The following is a 23,609-nucleotide window of genomic DNA, read 5'->3' as shown; positions in this document are numbered from 1 at the left end:
CTTGCAAAGCCTGGGCTATGTTGGTAGCTGGAGCAGATAATAAATCCTTTGATGATACGGTTGTGACTGCACCGGTTATATCTCTTTTTGCCTGAGAATTATACCCCGTTACAACTACCTCCTGCAGTGACTTTGAATCTAAAGTCATGACAACATTTACTGTAGCTGGGCCAGAAAATGTTTTTTCCTGAGAGTTGAATCCGATAAAGGTAAAAACCAGAGTACCTGCAGTTTCAGGAACATTGATCGTGTATCTTCCATCAAGATCGGTTGTGGCTCCAGTCCGGGATCCTTTTACCAATACCGTCACACCTGGCAATGGCTCACCATCGGTTGAGGTAATCCGTCCGGAAATAGGCCAGATGGCCACTCTGTTAAATACTGTGGTTCTAACAGAAGAACTTTCGGTAACGGATTTAATTTTTAACGCAGAAAATGCAGGATTTCCTGCATAAATAGAAAGCATGCAGACTAAAGCCATCACACAAGCTTTGATTTTCAAGTGATGTTGTAGTGTTTTTTTCATAATTGCTTTTTAATTTGTTGGTGAGGTAACAGGTTTATTACTGTGTAACAAATTAAATGCAATTTTCCGATAATCAAAATTTATTTGATAAAATATCGTATTACTTAGGCTCGGACGCTACTTTTTTTCTTAAAAAGTATAATACGGCGCTATCATCAGGTAAACGATCACCCCTGTGACCGTTACATACAGCCAGATCGGGTAGCTCCAGCGGACTAATTTCCTGTGCTTTTCAACCTGCATCTGTAAGCCGCTGCGGAAGCTGAACAGTACCAGGGGCAATACTATCGCGGCGAGTATTATATGGGTTACCAGGATAAAATAATAGACCGTTCTGATAGCTCCATTACCGCCATAGCTGGTTTTTATGCCTGTAGCGTGAAATATAATGTAGGACACCAAAAACAGAGAGGACAGGATAAAAGTTAGAATGTTCAGCTTTTTATGAGCCGCAATTTTCTTTCTCTTAATGAGGTATAATGACAAGATTAAAAGAATACTGCAGGTTCCGTTGACAATGGCATTGAATGCCGGCAGAAAGAACACCCATGAAGGGATAGCATTTTTATCAGGAAAAATGTTGAAGACTTTGCTTTGGAGAATTACCACAACGGTGAAAACAAAAATGGAAACACCCGCAATAAGCCTTGTACTAAATTTATCGTTCATATTTTATTATTATGATCAGCGGTCTTTAACATTCCGCAATTCCTCTGCCATCAAAACGCGGATCTCATCTGTAAGTAAGTTCATCTTTTCATTACCTCCGGTGGAGTCATAATACCCTCTGATCCTTTTTTTAGAATCAATCAGAACTATCATCGGACTATGAATAAAATTCAGCTCCCTGGTAGTATCCTCAATCGCATCGACCAAAAAATCTTCCTTTGCAAGAGCGTAAATAAGCTGCCTGTCGCCTGTAAGAAAATCCCACTTCTTGTTTTCAGCAACGTACTTCTTGCTGTAAGCATTAAGTACCTCCGGCTGATCGTGCTCAGAGTCAACACTGATGGAAATAAACCTCAGGAGCCTGTTTCCGTTATTGATCTTAGCAACTCTTGCCATTTCCTTATTCATGTTAGAACAGAATGTGGGACAGCGGGAAAAGAAAAAATTAACAACAGTTATTTGAGCACTATCGACGGGGAACGAAACCGAATCTCCGTTTTGATTTAACAGTTTGAAATCGCGGATCTCATGATACAAGGTATCACGGATCTGCTTGCCCCGCCTGGTATGAAACGTTGAAGCAGGTTCTTTAGGGCCATAAATAGAAAGCGGGTAATACCTGTTCTCCCCTTTTGCCTTAAGCAGGTAATAAACAGAGGCGGGCACTACAAATAAAATCAGCAGAACCAGGATCTTTTTTACCGGAAAGGCGGGTTGGCTCATTAATTCATGTGAAGGTACTGGTAAGACCCTTCTGTAAGCATTAGAACTATAAAGTAAACAATGAATACCAGAGAAACCATTATTCCTGTCTTCAGGGCAAATTTCTCAAATTTAAGGTGCATAAAATATGCAACGATGTAAAATGCTTTAACCAGGGTGAGTACGACGTAGATGAAGTTACCAACTCCCTTACCTATAATGCCTTGTGGAAGAAGATAAAGTGCGATAAAGAATTCGATAGCCGTAATCCCCAGCATGTAAAAGAAAACCTGCCAGATCTTCTTTTTGGTCATTCCTTCATGTTCCGCATGCTCTGTACCATGCTCGTCGTGTGTGTGTTCTGCAGACATTTTATATGATTTATCTGATATTAAACTAAATAGAAGAATGTAAATACGAATACCCAGACAAGGTCTACAAAGTGCCAGTAAAGACCCACCTTTTCAACCATCAGGTAGCTACCGCTCCGCTGGAATACACCGGAAACAACCATCAGGGTTATAATGATATTGACGATCACACCAGTAAATACGTGAAAGCCGTGAAAACCTGTTATCGTAAAGAACAGATTTGCAAACTGCAGTGCACCAATCGTATCGACTCCTGTATACGATGCAGGGAAACTACCCCACCAGTAACCTTCATGGTGTAAGTGTGACCACTCTAAAGCCTGACATCCAAGAAACATTGCACCGCCAATTATCGTAGCGATCATCCACCAAACCACTTCCTTTTTAGAATTACGATGTCCAGCCTCTACAGCGAGAACCATAGTCACTGAACTCATGATCAGGATGAACGTCATAATACCTACGAATACCAATGGGAAGCCATGATCTGCAAGACCTGGAATAGACTGGAATACCACATCCGGATCTGGCCAGGTTAATTTACTAAAACGCTGAGTGCCGTAATAAATAAGGAAAGCTGAAAATGTAAAAGCATCTGATAAGAGGAAAAACCACATCATCAGTTTTCCATATTCTACAGCAAAAGGCGATTTTCCGCCGCTCCAGGCGTCAGATTTTATTTCATCAAGTTTTGATACAGTAGTATTCATTTAAAGGGTGATATAGTGATTTGTTATTGTTTCAAAAGTAAGAAAACATATAGATAAATCCATAGGATATCTATAAAATGCCAAAAAATGGATGTCACTTCCAGGCGAAATAAATTGCGTACCTGAGGGATATTCCTCATTTTCCCAACAAGGGAATAGAGGAGCATAATTATGCCCGCAAAAATGTGCAATAAATGCGCTCCCGTAAAAACATATATAAACGATTGAGAAGCATTATAGTTCACAAAATAAGCCCCTGCATCGGTCAGAACAGCCCACGCGCTATATTGGCTGAAAAAGAATGCTATACCCAAAACGATCGTGAAGACAGTGTATAGCTTTTGCTTGCCGAATTCCAGTTTTTTGCCTGCGAGATAAGCAAGGTGCATTGTTAAGCTGCTTATTATAATGATAATTGTACTGTAAATGAAAGCTTTGGGAAGCAATACTTTAATTCCGCGCTCTGCGTTTCCCTCGGTATAAACAATAAATCCGCTCGTTAAAGCCGCGAACATCATGAAGGAAGAAATTATAAAAAGCCACATCAGAAACTTCCGTGCTTTGTAGCTCTGCATATCCTCAACTGGTATTTGGTCCATATCTATCTTGCTATAAAGTCAAACAAAAGGGTTAATTGAAGCAGGGGCAAGTAGAAGAACGAAGTGTACATCAGCTTTTTTGCCGAGGCGACATCTCTGTTCTTATAAAGCTGAACAGCCTGCCAGAAAAAGTATAAGCCAGCGATCAGCGCCAGTAGCCCGTAAATATTGCCCCCAAACGGCTGGCCTGAAGGCATAAGGTAAACTGTTGGCATCAGGCTTACCGGAATTAATATTATTGTGGATAATAAAGTTATGAATGCACTCGTCTTATCCTGCTTTGTTGTGGGTAATAACCGGAAACCAGCACGTTTATAATCCTCATCCAGCACCCAGGCTATAGCCCAAAAATGAGGAAATTGCCATACAAACTGAATTAGAAAAAGGATCACCGGTATCCAGGAAATCCTCGGCTCATCAAATGCAGCGAAATATCCGATCAGCGGTGGCAAAGCGCCTGGGAAGGCACCTATAAATACCGCTATTGGCGACTTTCTCTTCATCGGCGTATAAACAAATGCATACAGGAAAATCGAGAACACAGCAAGTACCCCGGTTGGAAAGTTAAGCCTTAACAAAAGATAAGTACCCCCAATTCCCATAATCAGGCTTAAAACAAGCGCCTGTCCCGTCGTCATATGACCCGAAGGAATCGGCCTGTCCATAGTACGCTTCATAAGCTTGTCAAGATCTTTTTCGATGATCTCGTTAAAGCCATTCGCCGCTCCGGTTACAAAGAAACCTCCGATAGTAAGGATCATCCAGTTCACCCAGTTAATATCGCCTTGCTGCTGGCTTCCCATCAAAAAACAAATTGATGCAGAAAACACTACCGTCAGCGTTAACCTCAGTTTAATCAGCTTATTAAAATCGGCGATGGATTCCCTCACTCTATTTCTTCAGTTAAGTATTTCCAGTCTGCTTTTCTTCATCAGCAGAAGGAGGTAAAACTGGGCACCAAAAACAAGGGTAGCCAGCAAAATGTGAATTGCCTGAGCAAATGGCGGCAATCCCATATAAGAAAGTACAAACCCGGTTACGACTTGCAGAATGATCAGCAAAAGTACGTAGGATATATATTTAAACTGATATCCTTCAGCCGGATATCTTTTCCTGATAAGTACAAATGATACTGCGTTTACAATTACCACCAGAATAGCCAGATCTCTGTGGTATACAAAATTCGCACCCACCAGTGAAACCCATTCTGCCCGGTTCAGGTCATTCGTCGCCGAAGATATCATATCGATCTGTTCACGGACTTCAGTTCCTATGGTGATCTGAATCACAGTCAGTATCAAAGCTCCGTAAGCTAGTATTGTCACCCATCCTGAAGTAATGTTAGTCAGGATACTTTTATCACGAAGAGCCCTTGCTTCATAATATGTGTAGATCGATATAGCCAGTATGGCTATCGCGACCAGCATGTGAACGGTCACTACCCATGCAAGCAGGTTTGTTGAAACAACGATCGATCCCAGCCAACCCTGAAATCCCACAAGGATCAAATTGAATAAGCTCCAGTAAAATATCCGGCTTCGTGTTTTTAAGTAGGTGATTGCAGTGACAACACATCCTATTAAAAACAGCCCTACCAATGCACCCAGCAGCCTGTTCACATATTCCGTCCAGGTTTTTGCCGCGTTAAATTCGTCCGGCTTTAAAATACTTTTATCGTTCCTGATCCGGTAAGCAAGATCTCCATAACCCATCAGGTCAAGTGTCTTCGCGAAACGTTCGTTCTTCTGAACCCGCTTGTCAACATATTTTTGCTGATAATTGGCAGGTAGTTCAGAACTGTGAGTGGGTGGTATAAACTGATCGAAGCATTTAGGCCAATCGGGGCAACCCATTCCGGATCCGGTGCTGCGGACAACACCCCCAGCCAGTATAAGCAGAAAAAGAGCTGCTACAGAGATATAATTTATCGCCAGGAATCTCTTCTCACTTGAAGGATACATTTCGCTTATTAAAAAGCCCTTTCGGACAGTGCCCCCCCTCCCTCTATTTAATTTCTTCAGCGACATGACTCTTCGAGCCATGCGTCCTTTCCCATTCCGCTTGAATAAGTTCCGCTTCAGGATTATCTTCAAAATCATGCTGAAGATTTGAGCTCATTGTTTCAGAGAAAGGTGTAGTTTGAGGAATAAAATCTTCGTGATGACCCGGTTTGCTGTAATCATATGGCCAGCGGTAAACTGAAGGAATTTCTCCCGGCCAGTTACCATGCATGTGTTCTACTGGTGCAGTCCACTCAAGTGTATTAGAATCCCATGGGTTCTGGCTGGTCTTCTTACCGTAGAAGATCGAGTAGAAGAAGTTCCACAAGAATGCTACTTGTGCAAGTGCAGCTATAATTGCCGCCCATGTAATGAATACGTTAACTGTTAACCACTCTTGCATAAACGCAAACTCGGTGAATGCATAGTAACGGCGCGGAACGCCATCAATACCCATAAAGTGCATCGGGAAGAATACCAGGTACGCGCCGATGAATGTTAACCAGAAGTGAATATATCCTAATCTCTCGTCCATTAAGCGGCCGAACATCTTAGGGTACCAGTGATAAACTCCGCAAAGCATTCCGAAGATAGCTGCAGCACCCATTACAAGGTGGAAGTGAGCTACAACGAAATACGTATCGTGAAGGTTAATATCAAGTGCGGCGTTACCTAAGAAGATCCCGGTAAGACCTCCTGAGATAAAGAAAGAAACAAGGCCAATAGCAAAAAGCATAGCAGGTGTGAATCTCAAATTACCGCGCCAGATAGTAGCCAGATAGTTGAAAGTTTTTACGGCTGATGGCACCGCAATTATCAGCGTTGTGATCATGAACACACCCCCCAGGAACGGGTTCATACCCGTAACGAACATATGGTGTCCCCAAACTATAAATGATAATACGGTAATACCTATCAATGAATAAACCATTGCATGATAACCGAAAATTGGTTTACGTGAGTTTGTTGCAATAACTTCTGACGTGATACCCAATGCAGGCATAATTACAATGTATACCTCAGGGTGACCAAGGAACCAGAATAAGTGCTGCCAAAGTACCGGACTACCACCTTGATTAGGTAATACCTGGCCCGCAACAACGATATCTGATAAGTAGAAACTCGTGCCGAAACTACGGTCAAATATTAGCAGAACTACTGCCGAGACAAGTACCGGGAATGAAAGCACACCTACGATAGCGGTTAAGAAGAACGCCCAGATTGTTAAAGGCATCTTCCACATATCCATACCTGTAGTACGCATATTTAACACTGTTGAAATGTAATTCAGTGCCCCTATCAGAGCGGATGCAATAAAAAGCACCATACTGATCAGCCATAGCGTCATCCCGGTTCCTGATCCGCTGATTGCTTTTGGCAAGGCAGACAAGGGAGGATACACGGTCCAGCCTGCGCTGGCCGGACCGCTCTCTACAAAGAAAGAGGACATCATTACACAGCAAGACAGGAAGAAGAACCAGTAGGAAAGCATGTTCAGGAACGGTGAAGCCATATCCCTCGCGCCAAGCTGTAATGGTATAAGTAGGTTACTAAACGTACCGCTTAGCCCGGCAGTTAATACAAAGAATACCATCATGGTTCCGTGTATTGTTACTAAGGCCAGGTAAAAATCAGGTTTAATCCGCCCACCTTCTGCCCATTTGCTTCCTAAGAAAGTCTCTAATAAAGGGAAACTCTTATCAGGCCAGGCTAACTGTAATCTGAATAAGACTGAAAGTATCATTGCGATAACAGCCATGATGATCCCTGTAATTAGGAACTGTTTTGCGATCATTTTATGATCCTGGCTAAAGATGTATTTAGTGATAAACGTTTCTTTATGATGCCCGTGATCATGACCGTGATCATCGTGTTGGTGAAGTACGGCTGTATCGTGTATTGCTGTGCTTGCCATAATTATTTGGTGGTTGTATTAGTATTTAACGCAATTTTCTTGTTCTCTCCTGCACTCTTTTGCTCAGCAAGCTGAAGCTCCTTCTTAACATCGTCATTGTAGTAAAGAGGCTGTTTAGCGATCCATATCGCATACTCAGCTTCCGAAACTACAGTAACTTTAGACTGCATATTGTAATGGCCAGCTCCGCAGATCTTCGCGCAAAGCAGTATATAATCGTAAGCAGGGTTATTCCGTTTTTCTCTCATTTGCGCAGTGGTTAAACGCGGGGTAAACTGGAAATACGTTGGCATTCCAGGGACAGCATTGATCTGTACCCTGAAATCAGGAAGATAGAAGCTATGAAGAATATCTTTAGATCCGATAGTAACCCGAACTGGCTTATTTACTGGGATCACAATCTCACCTACAAGCTTATCATCCCAGCTTTTCTGATCTTTATAATCGATACCCAAACCGTTTGTCGGAGTTGTTAGTTTGAAATTCCGTTTACCGATCGAATTATCTTCTCCTGAATAACGCAGGTTCCATTTAAACTGCTCACCTATTACCTCAATGTTCATCGCCTTTTTCTGGTCCTCTTCAGAAACGTTAGTGATGTCTCTCCATGTGAAGAAACCAAGAAGTACTAGTACAGTTAAAGCGATAGCAGGTACAATTGTCCAGATGCGCTCAAGAGCATTGTTATGCGGGTAGAAATACGCTTTTCTTTCTTTCGTTCCGCGATACTGGTATGAAAATCCAAAAAGTGCTACATGTGTAAGGATAAATACAATAGTGGTTATGATCAATGTTATGTTGAACATGGAGTCGATTTCCAGCCCATGCTCAGATGCAGATTCGTGCATACTCATCGGGCCCTGAACAGCGTATGACCAGTAAACCCCGTATAGCCCGGCTATCAGGAATACGATACACAAAGCACCCTGGAATTTCCTGGAGTCAAATTTCGCTCCTTTTCTTCCTTGAACATCGCGGCTTATTTCATACAGCTCCAATACTTTTCCAACAATTGCGAGAAATACACAAAACAGGATAAATAGTAAAAGATAGTATGCACCCGACTTATATGCTGCAGAATGATCTACTTCAGTAGAGCCGGGCTGCATGTTCTTATATCTTGCGGCCGTATCAACTGCAGTGCTGATAAGCGGCGCCGAAGCCGGTGAAACCTGAGTTGCTGACGCATCTGCAGTATCTACTACTGTCGTTGTTGAACTTACTGCTGTATCCTTAACCTGTGCCAAAACCGTATTACCCGATACAGTAAGAGCGCAAGCAATCAATACTGGAGCAGCAATCCTGATATTAAAAATTTCTCTTAAGCTCATTTTATTCGTTTCTTTTGCTATTAAGACTAAAATTAAATCTGGTGATGCAAGCTCTCGTCCAGGAAAGGGTGATTGGTTGGAACCATCGACCTTTTGCTTAACTGGTTAAGAGTTAGGAATGCAAACAAACCCGCAAACCCAATAGCAATACCTATTTCAATAATACCGAATCCACGGTGTGCTTCAACAGTTCCGGGCATGATCATCATGTAATAATCCAGCCAGTGACCACAAAGAAGCATGATACAAACAAACATTAATGTGTTAGTATGACGTTTTGATCCCCGGGCCATTAGTATTAATATTGGCGCTACGAAGTTTATAATAATGTTTACCCAAAACCATAGAAGATATTCCGGCTCCCATCTTTTGTAGAAGTAAACTGTCTCTTCCGGCATGTTGGCATAGTAGATAAGGAGGAACTGAGCGAACCATACGTATGTCCAGAAGATCGAGAATGCAAAAATGAACTTCCCAAGATCATGAAGGTGATTTTCATTTATCCATGATAAATGACCTCCTTTTTTCAAAAGGATCACGATCAAAGTAATAACACATAATCCGCTAACCCACATTGCTGCGAAGTTGTACCATCCGAACATGGTTGAGAACCAGTGTGCTTCAAGAGACATTATCGTGTCAAATGCCCAGATCGGGGTAGTAAATCCAAAGATGATAAGGAATACTGCCGACCATTTAATGCTTTTATCATAGAACACTAATCCGCCTTCATTAGCTTCACGCTCTGAGTATTTAGCAAATAAGAATGCGAAGAAACTATACGCTCCTAGGAACACCGCCAGACGTATTAAGAAGAAAGGCACGTTAAGATAAACGGCTTTACCTGCAATAAGCTTGTCGTAGTTAGGGCTTGACGGGTCAGTCAAACCATCGCCATTCCAGTGGTGATATAAGTTGTGTGTCATCAAACCTGCAGCACAAACGACAAACAATATTAAAGAAGCAATAGGAAGAACCCTGGACATTGCCTGAGGTATTCTTAACAAGCCTGTTGCCCAGCCTGCCTGCGCTACGTATTGCAGAGCAATAAAGAACAAACCTGCAGCACAAACACATGTGAAATAATATGCCATCAGCAATAAATTCGCGTAAGTACGCTCAGCGTGGTCGGTCAAAAATCCGAATGCTATCGACAGAACACCTACTACTATTGCTATAAGGCTCCAGGTTTTTAACTTGCCTGAAAAAACAAATTGTTCAGAAAAATTATGAGTATGAGTATGATTATGATTTCCCATCTGGTTTTAGCAATTGACTATTGTAATTTTTGTAATTCGTGAACGTACATAACAATTTTCCACCGTTGCTCCGGCGTTAACTGATATTTGTGCGGACCCATAAGGTTAACTCCATAAGTGATGGTGTGGAAGATTTTTCCGTCTGTAAGATCCTTCATAGATCCGCCTCTTGACGAAGTACCTGTACCGTATGCTGGCGGCGCAGGGAATTTTTCCATTGCTACAATTGATCCATCTCCTTTCCCTTCATTACCATGACAGTGAGAGCACATGTTAAGGTAAAGTGTTTTACCCTGCTCAAGAGTTGGAACAGTTACCGGAAGCGGATTCGATAGACCTGCGCTGGCAGCCTGATATCCCTCCGGAGTATTTGGATATTCCTCCATTTTATCGAAACCTACCGGTGTTGTTCCGGCGGGTGGAGTTTGAGCAGTTTTCCCGTCATTGAAGTTCTTATTCGGCTGATCCGGATTGTAAGCGATCGGATCATACATATTACGGGCATACTCGATACCTGTGCTTCTATTATTTGAACAAGAAGATATAACCGAAGCAGCAGCTACAGTTAAAAAAGCGGTACAGATTATCAGGACCTTATTCATAACTAACATATTTCCTTTCGTTGTGCTTAATTTCAACAGCACCAGCTTCTTTTAAAATGTTGTCAATTTTATCGTGATACGGATTTTCCCTTGCATCAATAGCTACTACAAAACGATCGTTTGTTGCGCGAAGGTCCATAACTCGTGGAGCACGTCCCGGAGCCAGGTGATTAACAAAGAAATACGTTCCCACCATACCGAATGAACAGAATAATACCGTTAATTCGAATATGATCGGCACAAAATCCGGGAATGCAAAGTGAGGCTTACCCCCAATATTCATTGGCCAGTCATATACAAGCATGTACCAGATCATCAAGACCGCAGTGAACGTTCCGGTCAGGCCAAAACAGAAGGCCGCCCCACCTAAACGGGAACGTTTGATTCCTAATTTATCTTCAATACCGTGGATAGGCATAGGAGTAAACACGTCATAAATGGTAACGTTCCCTTCCTGTAGTTTGCCGATCCCGTGCATCAGGTCATCCGGATCTTCAAAATGACCTAAAATATATTTTATGTTACTCATCTTTATACTTTTTCGTATTCCGCTACCCTGGGTGATATACTATCAAATTTTTCAAGAGACTCCTGATAACAAGCTGCCTCTCCTGCGTCGACCTTTCCTTCACGGATCAGTTTCTGTTTAGCCTGGTCACTTGAGCTCTTCAGCAATAGTTTAACCTCAGCCATTGCAATTGCAGGCAATACTCTAAGGAACAACAGGAATAAGGTGAAGAACACTCCGATCGATCCGATGAATACACATACATCAACCCAGCTTGGATAGAACATCACCCAGCTTGATGGAAGGTAATCACGGTGAAGTGAGGTTACTATAATCACGAAACGCTCAAACCACATCCCGATGTTTACAACGATCGACAGGATCCATGACCAGGCAACGCTTGTACGGATCTTCTTGATCCAGAAAATCTGCGGAGTAAACACATTACAGGTCATCATAGTCCAGTAAGCCCACCAGTATGGCCCACTTACACGGTTAAGGAAGGCATATTGTTCGTATTCCGCACCTGAGTACCATGCAATGAAAAGTTCTGTCAGGTATGCCACACCAACTATAGATCCCGTCAGGATGATGATCTTATTCATCGATTCAATATGGAATATGGTAATGTAATTTTCGAAGTTCATCACCTTACGTGTTACCAGCAGTAAGGTTTGTACCATTGCAAATCCGGAGAAGATCGCACCAGCCACAAAGTATGGAGGGAAGATCGTTGTGTGCCATCCCGGAACCAGTGATGTGGCAAAGTCCATGGATACAATCGTGTGTACCGACAGTACCAGTGGAGTAGAAACACCCGCAAGGATCAACGATACAAGCTCGAAGCGCTGCCAGGTCTTAACTGAACCATTCCAGCCGAAAGAAAGGATAGAATAGATGCGGCGGCGTAAGCCTGTAGCACGGTCGCGGATAGTTGCGATATCGGGAAGTAAACCTGTATACCAGAATACTAAGGAAACCGAGAAGTAAGTCGAGATCGCAAATACGTCCCATACCAGCGGAGAGTTAAAGTTCACCCATAATGACCCGAACTGATTCGGCAATGGTAATGCCCAGTAAAACATCCATGGACGGCCCATGTGCGATATAATGTAGGTAGCGGCACAGATAACGGCGAAGATGGTCATCGCCTCTGCTGAACGGTTAATGGAGTTACGCCAGTTCTGTCGGAAGAGTAATAGTACGGCAGAAATAAGGGTTCCTGCATGACCAATACCTACCCACCATACGAATCCGGTGATATCCCATGCCCAGCCTACAGTTTTATTCAATCCCCATTCGCCGATACCGAACCAGAATGTCCAGCTAACTGCGAATATCCAAAGGCCTGCACCTATTGCTGATACGATGAAACCGATCCACCAGGCTTTATTAGGCTTATTTTCTACCGGAACCAATATATCTTCAGTAACCCTGGCGTAGGTAATATTTTCGCCGGTTACTAAGGGTTCTCTAAGTATAGACTCGTGATGAGATGACATATCTTTATTGAATTTCTTGTATTAAACCTCTGCAGTATTTCTAACTTTTGTTTGGTATCCAACACCTGGTTTGGTATTGATCTCTTCAAGCACATAATAAGTACGCTCGCTCTTCAATGCTTTCGCTACTTCAGAGTTAGGATCGTTTCCATCTCCAAATATGATCGCGTTTGTAGGACAAGTTTGCTGACAAGCCATTTTGATATCGCCATCTTTCAATGTGCGTTTATCTAATTTCGCCTCAAGCTTTCCTGCCTGGATACGCTGAACACACATTGAACATTTCTCCATCACACCACGTGAACGTGTACTTACGTCCGGGTTTAACACAAGCTGTGTAAACTCATTGTTCATGTAGTTGTCGAAACGTGAATCATTCCAGTAGTTAAACCAGTTGAAACGACGAACTTTATACGGACAGTTATTCGCGCAGTATCTTGTTCCGATACAACGATTGTAAGCCATCTGGTTCAAACCTTCTGATGAGTGAACTGTTGCCAGTACCGGACAAACAGTCTCGCACGGAGCGTGATCACAATGCTGACATAACATCGGCTGGTGGATCACAGAAACGTTGTCCATGGTTTCCATGTCTTCCATTTCATCTTCCTCCGTTACCTTACCGCCATTGTCATTTACAGTATAGTAACGGTCAATACGAATCCAGTGCATTTCACGCCGTTTTCTAACCTCATCGCGTCCAACAACAGGAATGTTATTTTCAGCATTACAAGCTACGATACAAGCTCCGCAGCCAGTACATGCATTCAGATCGATAGCCATAAGCCAGTTGTGGCCTGGCATTTCGTACTCATTCCAAAGATCAACATGATTGACATGACCGTGGCCAGTACCGTGATTAGGATCTTTTAAATAATCTTTTAAAGTAGTTTCGCGGACGATATTTCTTCCCTCGATAGAGTGGTGAGTCTGCGTTTGGGCTAGCTCATATACTCCGCCTGCTTTGCTGATAGTTGCAGCAGCATTCCCCTGTAAAGTTCCGTTAACCAGTCTTAAGAAAGGATATGCATTTTTACCAACTTCAACAGCAGCTTTTCCAGCCATGGTACGTCCGTAACCTACAGCTATAGAAACTGTTCCCGAAGCCTGACCTGGCTGAATAAGCACAGGTAAAGTGATTTCGTATTTATCGGTTTTAACGGTAACCATTTCGTTTTCACCGATACCTAATTTCTCAGCATATTTCGGCCCGATAGCAGCATAGTTATCCCAGGTAACTTTAGAAACCGGATCCGGTAACTCCTGTAACCATGGGTTGTTAGCTAACTTACCATCTCCAATACCAGTGCTTTCATAAATATGAAGCTCAACAGCATTGTCGCCGCCTTTAGCAAGAGCATTGCTAGCTGCAACGATAGCTGAAACAGCAGCACCAGCATCACCAGCTGATGCATAAGCACCACCGCCTTTAGCAGTCATAGTCACAGATCCTTTTTGTAAAAGATCTTTCCACGTACCAGCGCTTTGAGTGAAAACTGATTTAGACCAGTTATTCTGGATATACTGATAGTAATCCTGAACGGCGTTATCAGACCAGATCAAAAGACCTTGCTCTGCGTTACGTGTATTATATACAGGATTGATTGTTGGCTGTCCAATAGTATAGTAACCTTCTACCGGATTTGAGTCACCCCATGATTCCAGGTAGTGGTGGTTTGGAGCAATAACCTGACATAAAGAAGCAGTTTCATCTTTACGGTCGGCGAATGATACACGAAGCGCTACTTTTGCCAACGCATCAGTAAATGCTTTTGGATCTGCGTATTCGTAAGCAGGGTTGCTGTTCAGGAAGAATACAGCACCAACAGAACCGCTGTTCATTTCGCTAACGAAAGTCACGAAATCAGCATCATTTCCTGTGAACTGGTAAGAAGGATTGTCAAGATCGATCGTAGTGCCGTAACTCCCCAGAAGAGAGTTAATAGCATTTACAACCGTTTGGGTCGCGATATCATTTGATCCTGAAACCACCAGGCTTCTTCCCTTAGCAGCTGTTAATTCTTTCGCTGCAAGCATAACTGCTGTTTCAGCTTTCTGGTTCGGGAGTTTTTTACCACCCGAAACGGCTCCGCCAAGAGCAGCAAATAAATTAAGCAGTGCTATGCCCTCTTCAGATGGCTTTAACGGAATCCGTGCATCAGCATTTGTTCCTGTTAAGCTCATGCCCGTCTCAAATTGTATGTGACGTGACATCTTGCCGCCTTTTAAAGCAGCAGCATTTCTCTTTGAAGCGTATTGAGTATTGTATTCGATAGGTGAGATCCAGCTTCCAAGGAAGTCGGCACCGAAGCTGACAATTACATCAGCATTATCGAATCGGTATCTTGGAAGAGCAGCTTTACCGAAGCTAGCCTCGTTAGCTTTAATGATACCTGAATATGAAACCGCATCCACCTGAACATGCTTGGCTGATGGATATTTTACAATAAAGTCAGCAATTACAGCTTTAGTTGAAGGACTGTTTATTGTTGAAGACACGATACGGATGCTCTTGCCTCCGGTTTTTGCCAGCTCAGTTTTAACAAACTGATCTACCTCAGCCCATGACTTATCTGCACCGTTAACAACTGGTCCTTTTAATTTTGATACATCATAAAGATCAAGAACAGATGCTTGTCCTTTCGCATCCAAAGCTCCTTTGCTCAGAATACAATTAGGATTTCCTTCTATCTTAATGGGACGGCCTTCACGGGTTTTAACCAAAACGCTGTGACCATTAAAAGTAGAAGTATAATAATTTGGAATACCTGGTACGATCTCTTCCGGCTTAACTAAATAAGGAATTGATTTGTGAACCGGAGTTTTCTGACAAGCAGCCAGGGTTACTGCACCTAAACCAAATCCCAGCGCCTTTAAAAAGTCGCGTCGTGGAGCTACGGTACTCAAGCCAGCTTCATTCAGAACCGCTTCCATAGGAATCGACTCAGCGAATTCGTTTTTGTTCTTCTCAACGAAATCTTTGGTATTCTGCAGCTCTTCTAAACCTTTCCAGTATTTCTTATTGCTTTCCATTTAAGCTATATAACTGTATACGTATGTTTTCTTAAAAATTCTATTCTTAGTAGTGGCACTTACTACACTCTAACCCGCCTAATACAGCTGCTGTAACCTTCTCACCTTTTTTCAATTTATCGTGAGCAGCGATCAGCCTGTCATAGTACGGATTATCTTTATGATCAACTTCCGTTTCCTTGTGACAGTTAATACACCATTTCATTGTAAGCGGTGCGAATTGGTAAATCTCTTCCATTGTCTGGATCGGACCGTGACATTTCTGACACTCGATACCTGCTACTGAAACGTGCTGTGAGTGATTAAAGTAAGCAAGATCGGGCAGGTTGTGGATTCGGATCCACTCGACCGGTTTAGTGTTAGTACCGTATTGCTTAGTAGTCTCGTTATAATCAAGAGCGTGATAGATCTTCTGGATCTCAGGAGACGTTTTACCATCATATTTATCTGATGCCGTAACATAATTATGGCAGTTCATACAAACATTTAGAGATGGTATTGACGCATTCTTAGAAGTGAATGCACCCGTATGGCAATACTGGCAATCTATTTTATTTACACCTGCGTGAAGCTGGTGAGAGAACTTAATTGGCTGTACTGGCTGGTAGCCTGTGTGAACACCTGTTTCCCACATTCCCATCCATCCCGCTGATCCAAGGAAAATAACCAGTAGGAGCACTATGAATAAAATGAATTTCTTGTTTTTAGTTAGCCTCTTAAGTCCCGCAAATCTATCTCCAGTTTCAACTTCGTCTTCTTCAACAAGTACGCCTTGTTTTTGAAGCATTATGCGCTCAAGGGTGCGAATTACACGATTCAGAACCACAATCACGATGAAAGCAATGATGATCACAGCAAGCAGACCAAAGATCATAAAGTTGCTGATCCCGCCCGAACCGCCTTCAGCGGATGCTCCGCCAGCTGCTTTTGTATCTGCAGCAGGCTTAGTCTCTTCCGCTTTTACATATGACAAGATGTTTTTAATGTCATCATCTGACAACTCCGGGAAAGCTGACATCGCCGCCGGAGAGAATGCTTCCATCTTCTTCGCCTCAGGATCGCCTGATGCAATAAATGCTGGTGCATTCTTAATCCATTTAAGAAGCCATGCTTCGTCGCGACGGCTATCTACACCTTTAAGGTCAGGGCCAACAACCACTTTTCCGACACCGTGACAAGCGGTACACTTCTGCTTGAATATCGCTCCACCGGCAGCCACATCCTGCGCGCTTGCTGAAGAAACAGCAGCTACAGCCAGAAAGGAAACCAGTATCAGAGACTTTGTAACACTTCTAAAAAACAATGAGATGCTTCTCATATTGAGTATTTAATGCTAAAAAATTGAAATGTATGATAGAAAATTGGCCTGGTATTATATAGGCCCTATTTTCGATGACAAAAGTAGGTTTTATTCACTTAACCGTGACATTAACGTGACCAATATTCTTAATTTATAATCGTTCTAAACTAAAAGGCAAGTAATTGATAACTAACAAATTACTGGTGTTAATAGAACAATATTAGATTAAGATCAGAAATTCGCTTTGGTAATAATAAAACAATTCGTTACTGCTTTAAAACCCACGCAAAAATAAGCGGGGCTACTATTGTAGCATCAGATTCGACGATTAATTTGGTGTGTCGATGGACAAGATAATGCAGAAAGGTGCTTCAATTAACCCGGATATTTTAATTCATATTTAAACGCCCTTCTGCGTTTTATTTTTTTGGGCAGAGGCTTGCCGGAGTGGTAATCTGTCAGCACGGTTAAAAGCTTTTTACGGTTAAAGACCAGCCATTTGATTTGACCATCAATTAAAGCTGTGGAAGAGACAATAATGACTTTAAGCAGGGGCACTCCGATTACTATGAAGCTAAGGCCAGTCGCTTTACCATTTGCAAAATCAGTATTAATTTGATCGACTACTTTAGCAAGTAGTACAACAGCAAGACCCCCTGTAACAGGCGGAACAACCGTTTCATAAAATGCCTCTTTTCTCCTTTTAAAGAAATAATTAATCAAGGCCCTGGTTGAGTCGTCCTTGCCATAGTTATCTAAAAAATATTGCCTGGACTGTTTATAAGTGGATTTATTGACAGAAGTGTCAGCGTAATTTACTGGGGCCGCTAAGATATTAATACAATTCAAAAAATAGAACAGAGAAAGAAATAGAAAGTACTTCATGATTTTCATACACCAGATTAAGAAGTATGTTATTTAACTTTAAAACAATACAATCGTTTAAGGTCTGAAGCAGTCAGAGTATAGCCAGGTCTCCATGTTTGATAATAATAAACATGCTGGGATGTATTGCTTATAGATATATCAAAAGCAGCTTTTTCACAATTTTTACTGTTGTTGCGCTCAACACTCAATCCATTGCCTATGCCTAAAGCATAAGTGCCTTTAACCTTTGCTATTAAAGCAACCTTTAGTTCGTAGGTATTATTGTTTTCCTGATAAGTTAATTGCTGTACAGCATCCGGACTTGCGATGCTCCTTTCGTTATAAACATTGCCTTTTATTGAAATGTAACTAAAATCAAATACAGCACCTACGGGCACAACTTCGCCCGTTATAAGCTTTCCAACCCCAAGTGTACTGCCGATCTTTTTTGCTCCGGTATAATTTATTTCTGCACCGGTACCCTGATCTATTAATTTTGCAGGAAACGACGATGTGATATAAATTGTATCTCCAACGTTGATACTGTCTCTATCCGGGCCTACTTGGGCATTAACTGAAAAAGAATAATTAGCCTCAATACATGATTTTGGGCAACCGCTGTTCAATAGAACAATACATGCTAATATACTGCCAACGAATATATCTTTCATGGCTAATTATAGTTATACTCAGAAAATAAACTGGTTACCTGACTTCCCTGATTATTGCCGTTTTGCAACAATAATTTATCCCGATAATCTTGCACTTATAAATGTTGGTTTGAAATGCATTAAACATTTGTTGATTGGAATAACCTGATACCCCATCATTTACCATACTAGGATTAAATGATATATCATTCCTATCATCCTTCAAATCATAAAACACACCTGTGGTATCCGTTGAAGGAATGAATAGCTAACCTTCCAGCAAATTTAAAGCTATGGAAGGCTCTTTATTTCACAACAAAATAATAAGCATGCTTTCTTTCATAGTCATTGGATTGATTGTTTTGCGTAAAACTTTGATAAATATTAAAATGTTGATTGGTTTTATTCAATGAAATATCAAAGGCAGCTTTCTCACAATTTTTAACACCGCTGCGCCCAACACTTAACCCATTGCCTATGCCTAAAGCATAAGTACCTTTAACCTTTGCTATTAAACCAACCTTCAGCTCGTAGGTATTATTGCTATCCTGATAAATTAATTGTTGTACAGCATCCGGACTCGCGATGCCCCTGTCATTATAAACATTGCCCTTTATTGAAATGTAACTAAAATCAAATACAGCATCTACGGGTATAGCGCTGCCCAATTTAAGCTTCCCAACCCCAAGAGTACTCCCGATTTTTTTTGCTCCGGTATAATTTATTTCTGCACCGGTACCCTGATCTATTAATTTTGCAGGAAACGACGATGTGATATAAATTGTATCTCCAACGTTGATACTGTCTCTATCCGGGCCTACTTGGGCATTAACTGAAAAAGAATAATTAGCCTCAATACATGATTTTGGGCAACCGCTGTTCAATAGAACAATACATGCTAATATACTGCCAACGAATATATCTTTCATGGCTAATTATAGTTATACTCAGAAAATAAACTGGTTACCTGACTTCCCTGATTATTGCCATTTTGTAACAATAATTTGTTCCGGTAATCTTGCAAAGAAAAAATATCCGACTGAAAAGCATTGAAAAATTGCGAATTCGTGTAACCAGACACACCATCATTTACTGGACCCGTATTAGGCTTAATTTCATTGCTGGTATCTCTCAAATCATGAAATAATCCCTGCGGTATCCATTGAAAAGGATCACTTTGCAAGTTTGGGTTAAACGCTTCTAAGACATCTAAATGAGGATGTCCGGTGCCACTAGAGTTGCACCACAAAGAACCGCCGTCTTGTTCTATCTGACAACCTGCACTGGTTCCGTATTGCCTGTCGGCCAGATAATGCCCCATATAATATGCCCAGCTTTCGCCTAAGGCTATAACGGCGGCATCAGGGCCTGTACTGCGGCCATAGGGATTATAATCCTTATCGAACAAAATTGTCCGTTTTACAGCATTGACTTCAGCATCTACAAACTGGTGATACCAGTTATTTCCTAAGGCTTCGTACTGTGCGGCATGTGTAAGCTCATGGTACATGGTTTCTTTTAATTCGTCAGAAGTTCCATACCGGTAACTGACTGCCATATCCACCTGGTGTTTAAGGACAAAAGCCAGAGCATTTATGCCCCCGGCAATAGAACCCCAGAGGTTTTTGGGCATCAGCATTTGTTCAATTATCTCATGGGGCAGATCATCTATAAACCGTTTATGGAGCATTGGAGTCATACCGCTAAAATATCGGTTCATAAAAATATGTATCCCGGTTGGTGGCTGCCCTATACCTTCTTGAACGGCATATTCCCGGTAATCCTGCACGGCATTATGTGATGTTGCACCTGCCCAATATAGCCTACCCTTGGAGCTGGCATCAGCAAATACAGGAAATGTATAGCTGATATCACCTTTATCGGCATCCCCGTTAAATACTCCAATTGTTTTCTTTATCGGGGAGATCATTTGCCATAGTCTTATACCTCTCACACCCCGTATTTCCGCATCCGAATTTTTAAATTTAACATTAACCCTGACCTTATTTTTAAAACGCTTAGTCATCTGGTAATGGCCGCTATTATCCGTATAGCCCCGCTCTATTTTAAACCACCGCCGGGCAACAATAGTCGCTTTACGTACGGGTCTATTGGTTTGATTTTGAGTATCATACACTAGGATATTTCCTGCCGGCACCGCCGCATCGGGTGCGGGTGAGGGTGGCTGTCCTTCATAAGGAACACATTCCCGTAATATAGCGTCCCAATTATATCCGGGCCCGCAGTCCGGAGCAGACTGAGGTCTGATCCTGCCACTTCTCGAAGTAGTGTTTGAGCTAAGCGCACTATTATTGGGATTCTGCACTGCAGCCAGTCTTTCAGCCTCCGTTTCTACGGCGGTATAATTATCCCCCGGAATATGTATTTGAGCCAGGGTTTCATAAAGTATGCCTGTGGGAAACTGAAAATTTGGCGGAACCACTGCATACTGCCAGGTTATTTCTTCCTCGGGTATAGAAGGATCCTGGTAGTAGTCTCCTTCATAAGTCACTAAAAAATCAACTGGGGTATCAAATAACTCCAGATTCTGAGTTTCCATGGTGGAATTTAAAACATCCAGCTGATCAATATCTGAAGGTTTAAAACGAACATATAAATTTGTTATATTAACGGTTACATTAGTAATGCCCAGATTTGAATAGGCCTGCTGCATGTTAGGGATTAAATAGGGATTAGTAAGCTGGCCACCCAGAACAGTCTGCCTTTCTATAGAATCATCGTCGTGGTTTTCAAAGTAGACGGCGCTTGTTGATGCCAAAGTAGATTTCAGATTATTAATCTTCCCGTCATATATTTTTGCGGAAAGCTCCTCCGGTAATTCATTTTTTCTGCAAGAGCCCGATATAAACAGGATGATTATAAATCCTAAATAGTAAAAGTTCCTTTTCATAGCTTTATCCTATAAATAAGTTAAATCAATTGTGCGATATATTAAATGTATACGATTAAAGTATCCGTTTCGTTACATAGCAATATATTTTTTTAATATAGATAATTTGTGTTCATTAAAAATAGAAATTACTCTTTGAAATCATTAATAATCTATTAGTTAAGAGCTGTTTTTGCGCGTGAAGATTTGAATGGATTAGCTATTCCTCTCTCTTTTAAAATTGTGATTGGTGGGGACACCCAAGCGGCGTATCGCCGGGGTAGGCAGGGACACCGGCCAATTGCTCTCCTACGAATCCTTTTATATAAAATTCTTATTGCTTTAAAACCCACGCAAAAATCAGCGGAGCAACAATAGTCGCATCAGATTCGACGATAAATTTTGGTGTGTGGATGTCTAGCTTACCCCAGGTGATCTTCTCATTTGGAACTGCACCAGAGTACGATCCGAATGAGGTTGTTGAATCTGAGATCTGGCAGAAATAGCTCCAGAAAGGAATGTTTTCCATCTCCATATCCTGATACAGCATTGGTACAACACAGATAGGAAAATCACCCGCAATACCGCCGCCAATCTGGAAAAAGCCTATGCCTTTTCCGCTTGAATTTGCGATATACCATTCTGCAAGCCAGCCCATATATTCAATTCCGCTTTTCACGGTTGATGCCTGAAGCTCTTTTTTCATTACATAGGATGCAAAGATGTTTCCCATGGTAGAATCTTCCCATCCGGGCACTACGATTGGCAAATTCTTCTCAGCCGCAGCAAGCATCCATGAGTTCTTTGGATCGATCTCATAATATTGCTCCAGGTCGCCGCTCAATAACATTTTGTACATGTACTCATGCGGGAAATAGCGCTCACCGGCACTGTCTGCATCTTTCCAGATCTTGTGAATATGCTTTTGTAATCTTCTGAAAGCTTCCTCTTCAGGGATACAGGTATCAGTAACACGGTTATAATGGTTCTCCAAAAGATCCCACTCGTCCTGAGGGCTCAGGTCACGATAATTTGGAACTCGCTTGTAATGTGAGTGAGCAACCAGATTCATAATATCCTCTTCAAGGTTAGCTCCTGTGCAGGAAATAATTGCAACCTTATCCTGCCGGATCATCTCCGCTAATGAAATACCAAGCTCTGCAGTACTCATCGCACCGGCAAGGGTGATCATCATTTTACCACCTTCATCAAGATGAGTTTCATAGCCTTTTGCGGCATCCATTAACGCAGCAGAATTGAAATGCAGGTAATTTGTTTCGATAAAACGGGAGATCGGTCCTCTTTCAGCAGCCATAATTATGATTTCTAGACCGCAAAATTAGGGTTCTTTAATTTAGCAAACAAGGTTTGGAGTGTCAAAACAAGGAAAGCGTGGCCGATTTTTGCACGAAATAATAGCCACTCACTTACCATCTGCCTTTATGCAACCGCTCATCTATTAGCTAAGCTTCGCTATTGCATTGACTAAGCACTCACGCTTTTACGTTCAATTGCGCTTTAAACCGGCAATCCCTCCCGTTCACAGATTGCTTCGTCGTACCTCCTCGCAACGACATCCCCGCTTTGTCCTTGCGAACGAAGCGCGGCAATCCCCCATTCAGTAATTGTCTCGTCGTACTTCCTGGCAACGACATCCGCGCTTTGTCATTGCGAGCGAAGCGCGGCAATCCAATACATGTCCCGTTAACTAAACAAAACCCCCATTTATCCTCACAGTTATTTGATCGCGGTATTTTTGGAACACGACTAACATATGAAAGATCACTCCTATTTTGTTTACATTCTGACTAATAAAAGTAACAGGGTGCTCTATACAGGGGTTACCAACGACCTCGAACGGAGAATACTGGAGCATAAGGCCAAATTTAATAGCGGGTTTACCTCTAGATACAACTGCAATAAACTTGTCTATTACGAAGATCACCAGTGGATTGAAGAAGCGATCGCTCGAGAGAAACAAATCAAAGCAGGATCGCGACAAAAAAAGCTAACACTTGTCAATTCCATTAATCCTTTGTGGGATGACCTTAGTATTGATTGGTTTACAAAAGAGGATATTGATGATTTTTTAGAAGGATTTATACTTGATCGATAACTTTAGATTGCTTCGTCGTACCTCCTACCATTGACGTTTTTATGCAACATCTTATTTTT

Annotated in this window: 22 protein-coding genes; 1 reads left to right on the top strand and 21 read right to left on the bottom strand. The window is 41.9% G+C overall.

Going from position 1 to position 23,609, the window contains the following annotated elements; all coding sequences use genetic code 11:
- From WKF69_RS09330 to WKF69_RS09230, 21 genes are all read right to left on the bottom strand, one after another.
- On the bottom strand, positions 1–526 hold a 526-nt coding region (locus tag WKF69_RS09330), incomplete at its 3' end, for a carboxypeptidase-like regulatory domain-containing protein (protein ID WP_340381331.1).
- 129 nt (positions 527–655) lie between these two features.
- Positions 656–1,195: a DUF420 domain-containing protein gene (locus WKF69_RS09325; RefSeq protein WP_340381330.1), complete on the bottom strand. Its 540-nt coding sequence runs from the start codon at positions 1,193–1,195 to the stop codon at positions 656–658.
- Positions 1,196–1,210: 15 nt separating this feature from the next.
- A complete protein-coding gene (locus WKF69_RS09320; protein ID WP_340381329.1) occupies positions 1,211–1,918 on the bottom strand; it encodes an SCO family protein in 708 nt (235 codons plus the stop codon).
- Entirely contained in the window at positions 1,918–2,268 is a 351-nt protein-coding gene (locus WKF69_RS09315) for a cytochrome C oxidase subunit IV family protein (protein WP_340381328.1), read from the bottom strand. The genes WKF69_RS09320 and WKF69_RS09315 overlap by 1 nt, the downstream gene beginning before the upstream one ends.
- A 20-nt stretch (positions 2,269–2,288) precedes the next feature.
- Positions 2,289–2,978 carry a cytochrome c oxidase subunit 3 gene (locus WKF69_RS09310; protein ID WP_340381327.1) on the bottom strand — a complete coding sequence of 230 codons (690 nt, stop codon included), beginning with the start codon at positions 2,976–2,978 and terminating at the stop codon, positions 2,289–2,291.
- A 23-nt stretch (positions 2,979–3,001) separates the two neighbouring features.
- Positions 3,002–3,577 carry a cytochrome c oxidase subunit 3 gene (locus tag WKF69_RS09305; protein ID WP_340381326.1) on the bottom strand — a complete coding sequence of 192 codons (576 nt, stop codon included), beginning with the start codon at positions 3,575–3,577 and terminating at the stop codon, positions 3,002–3,004.
- A 2-nt stretch (positions 3,578–3,579) separates the two neighbouring features.
- Positions 3,580–4,467, bottom strand: coding sequence for a heme o synthase (gene cyoE, locus WKF69_RS09300; RefSeq protein WP_340381325.1), 888 nt, complete (start codon positions 4,465–4,467; stop codon positions 3,580–3,582).
- A gap of 9 nt (positions 4,468–4,476) precedes the next feature.
- Complete coding sequence (locus WKF69_RS09295) at positions 4,477–5,538, bottom strand: COX15/CtaA family protein (RefSeq protein WP_340381324.1); 1,062 nt, start codon at positions 5,536–5,538, stop codon at positions 4,477–4,479.
- Between the two features lie 43 nt (positions 5,539–5,581).
- Complete coding sequence (locus tag WKF69_RS09290; RefSeq protein WP_340381323.1) at positions 5,582–7,492, bottom strand: cbb3-type cytochrome c oxidase subunit I; 1,911 nt, start codon at positions 7,490–7,492, stop codon at positions 5,582–5,584.
- A 2-nt stretch (positions 7,493–7,494) separates the two neighbouring features.
- Positions 7,495–8,823 carry a cytochrome c oxidase subunit II gene (locus WKF69_RS09285; protein WP_340381322.1) on the bottom strand — a complete coding sequence of 443 codons (1,329 nt, stop codon included), beginning with the start codon at positions 8,821–8,823 and terminating at the stop codon, positions 7,495–7,497.
- A 32-nt stretch (positions 8,824–8,855) separates the two neighbouring features.
- Positions 8,856–10,082, bottom strand: coding sequence for a quinol:cytochrome C oxidoreductase (locus WKF69_RS09280; protein ID WP_340381321.1), 1,227 nt, complete (start codon positions 10,080–10,082; stop codon positions 8,856–8,858).
- A 17-nt stretch (positions 10,083–10,099) separates the two neighbouring features.
- Entirely contained in the window at positions 10,100–10,684 is a 585-nt protein-coding gene (locus WKF69_RS09275; RefSeq protein WP_340381320.1) for a cytochrome c, read from the bottom strand.
- Entirely contained in the window at positions 10,677–11,213 is a 537-nt protein-coding gene (locus tag WKF69_RS09270) for a DUF3341 domain-containing protein (protein WP_340381319.1), read from the bottom strand. Before WKF69_RS09270 ends, WKF69_RS09275 begins: the two co-directional genes overlap by 8 nt.
- Before the next feature lie 2 nt (positions 11,214–11,215).
- Complete coding sequence (nrfD, locus tag WKF69_RS09265; RefSeq protein WP_340381318.1) at positions 11,216–12,694, bottom strand: NrfD/PsrC family molybdoenzyme membrane anchor subunit; 1,479 nt, start codon at positions 12,692–12,694, stop codon at positions 11,216–11,218.
- A gap of 21 nt (positions 12,695–12,715) precedes the next feature.
- The gene (locus WKF69_RS09260; protein ID WP_340381317.1) at positions 12,716–15,727 is read right to left on the bottom strand and encodes a TAT-variant-translocated molybdopterin oxidoreductase; all 3,012 of its coding nucleotides are present in this window, start codon (positions 15,725–15,727) and stop codon (positions 12,716–12,718) included.
- 46 nt (positions 15,728–15,773) lie between these two features.
- Entirely contained in the window at positions 15,774–17,045 is a 1,272-nt protein-coding gene (locus WKF69_RS09255; RefSeq protein ID WP_340381316.1) for a cytochrome c3 family protein, read from the bottom strand.
- A gap of 357 nt (positions 17,046–17,402) precedes the next feature.
- A complete protein-coding gene (locus WKF69_RS09250; protein WP_340381315.1) occupies positions 17,403–17,921 on the bottom strand; it encodes a hypothetical protein in 519 nt (172 codons plus the stop codon).
- 20 nt (positions 17,922–17,941) lie between these two features.
- Positions 17,942–18,565, bottom strand: a complete 624-nt coding sequence (locus WKF69_RS09245; protein WP_340381314.1) for a hypothetical protein — start codon at positions 18,563–18,565, stop codon at positions 17,942–17,944.
- A 284-nt stretch (positions 18,566–18,849) separates the two neighbouring features.
- Entirely contained in the window at positions 18,850–19,473 is a 624-nt protein-coding gene (locus tag WKF69_RS09240; protein ID WP_340381313.1) for a hypothetical protein, read from the bottom strand.
- Between the two features lie 2 nt (positions 19,474–19,475).
- Complete coding sequence (locus WKF69_RS09235) at positions 19,476–21,455, bottom strand: hypothetical protein (protein WP_340381312.1); 1,980 nt, start codon at positions 21,453–21,455, stop codon at positions 19,476–19,478.
- A gap of 313 nt (positions 21,456–21,768) precedes the next feature.
- Positions 21,769–22,749: a deoxyhypusine synthase family protein gene (locus WKF69_RS09230; RefSeq protein WP_340381311.1), complete on the bottom strand. Its 981-nt coding sequence runs from the start codon at positions 22,747–22,749 to the stop codon at positions 21,769–21,771.
- Between the two features lie 459 nt (positions 22,750–23,208).
- On the opposite strand from WKF69_RS09230, the gene WKF69_RS09225 reads away from it, so the two are divergent.
- Positions 23,209–23,550 carry a GIY-YIG nuclease family protein gene (locus tag WKF69_RS09225; protein WP_340381310.1) on the top strand — a complete coding sequence of 114 codons (342 nt, stop codon included), beginning with the start codon at positions 23,209–23,211 and terminating at the stop codon, positions 23,548–23,550.
- The last annotated feature ends 59 nt before the right edge of the window (positions 23,551–23,609 follow it).

Origin of the sequence: Daejeonella sp., assembly GCF_037719425.1 — a bacterium.
Lineage (GTDB): Bacteria > Bacteroidota > Bacteroidia > Sphingobacteriales > Sphingobacteriaceae > Daejeonella.
This window is presented reverse-complemented; position numbering and strand designations above follow the sequence as displayed.

What these genes read in the sequence shown, in the direction of transcription:
- WKF69_RS09325 (WP_340381330.1), bottom strand. Translation starts at nt 1,195, where the DNA reads ATGAACGATAAATTTAGTACAAGGCTTATTGCGGGTGTTTCCATTTTT.
- WKF69_RS09320 (WP_340381329.1), bottom strand. Translation starts at nt 1,918, where the DNA reads ATGAGCCAACCCGCCTTTCCGGTAAAAAAGATCCTGGTTCTGCTGATT.
- WKF69_RS09315 (WP_340381328.1), bottom strand. Translation starts at nt 2,268, where the DNA reads ATGTCTGCAGAACACACACACGACGAGCATGGTACAGAGCATGCGGAA.
- WKF69_RS09310 (WP_340381327.1), bottom strand. Translation starts at nt 2,978, where the DNA reads ATGAATACTACTGTATCAAAACTTGATGAAATAAAATCTGACGCCTGG.
- WKF69_RS09305 (WP_340381326.1), bottom strand. Translation starts at nt 3,577, where the DNA reads ATGGACCAAATACCAGTTGAGGATATGCAGAGCTACAAAGCACGGAAG.
- WKF69_RS09295 (WP_340381324.1), bottom strand. Translation starts at nt 5,538, where the DNA reads ATGTATCCTTCAAGTGAGAAGAGATTCCTGGCGATAAATTATATCTCT.
- WKF69_RS09290 (WP_340381323.1), bottom strand. Translation starts at nt 7,492, where the DNA reads ATGGCAAGCACAGCAATACACGATACAGCCGTACTTCACCAACACGAT.
- WKF69_RS09285 (WP_340381322.1), bottom strand. Translation starts at nt 8,823, where the DNA reads ATGAGCTTAAGAGAAATTTTTAATATCAGGATTGCTGCTCCAGTATTG.
- WKF69_RS09280 (WP_340381321.1), bottom strand. Translation starts at nt 10,082, where the DNA reads ATGGGAAATCATAATCATACTCATACTCATAATTTTTCTGAACAATTT.
- WKF69_RS09275 (WP_340381320.1), bottom strand. Translation starts at nt 10,684, where the DNA reads ATGAATAAGGTCCTGATAATCTGTACCGCTTTTTTAACTGTAGCTGCT.
- WKF69_RS09270 (WP_340381319.1), bottom strand. Translation starts at nt 11,213, where the DNA reads ATGAGTAACATAAAATATATTTTAGGTCATTTTGAAGATCCGGATGAC.
- nrfD (WP_340381318.1), bottom strand. Translation starts at nt 12,694, where the DNA reads ATGTCATCTCATCACGAGTCTATACTTAGAGAACCCTTAGTAACCGGC.
- WKF69_RS09260 (WP_340381317.1), bottom strand. Translation starts at nt 15,727, where the DNA reads ATGGAAAGCAATAAGAAATACTGGAAAGGTTTAGAAGAGCTGCAGAAT.
- WKF69_RS09255 (WP_340381316.1), bottom strand. Translation starts at nt 17,045, where the DNA reads ATGAGAAGCATCTCATTGTTTTTTAGAAGTGTTACAAAGTCTCTGATA.
- WKF69_RS09250 (WP_340381315.1), bottom strand. Translation starts at nt 17,921, where the DNA reads ATGAAAATCATGAAGTACTTTCTATTTCTTTCTCTGTTCTATTTTTTG.
- WKF69_RS09245 (WP_340381314.1), bottom strand. Translation starts at nt 18,565, where the DNA reads ATGAAAGATATATTCGTTGGCAGTATATTAGCATGTATTGTTCTATTG.
- WKF69_RS09240 (WP_340381313.1), bottom strand. Translation starts at nt 19,473, where the DNA reads ATGAAAGATATATTCGTTGGCAGTATATTAGCATGTATTGTTCTATTG.
- WKF69_RS09235 (WP_340381312.1), bottom strand. Translation starts at nt 21,455, where the DNA reads ATGAAAAGGAACTTTTACTATTTAGGATTTATAATCATCCTGTTTATA.
- WKF69_RS09230 (WP_340381311.1), bottom strand. Translation starts at nt 22,749, where the DNA reads ATGGCTGCTGAAAGAGGACCGATCTCCCGTTTTATCGAAACAAATTAC.
- WKF69_RS09225 (WP_340381310.1), top strand. Translation starts at nt 23,209, where the DNA reads ATGAAAGATCACTCCTATTTTGTTTACATTCTGACTAATAAAAGTAAC.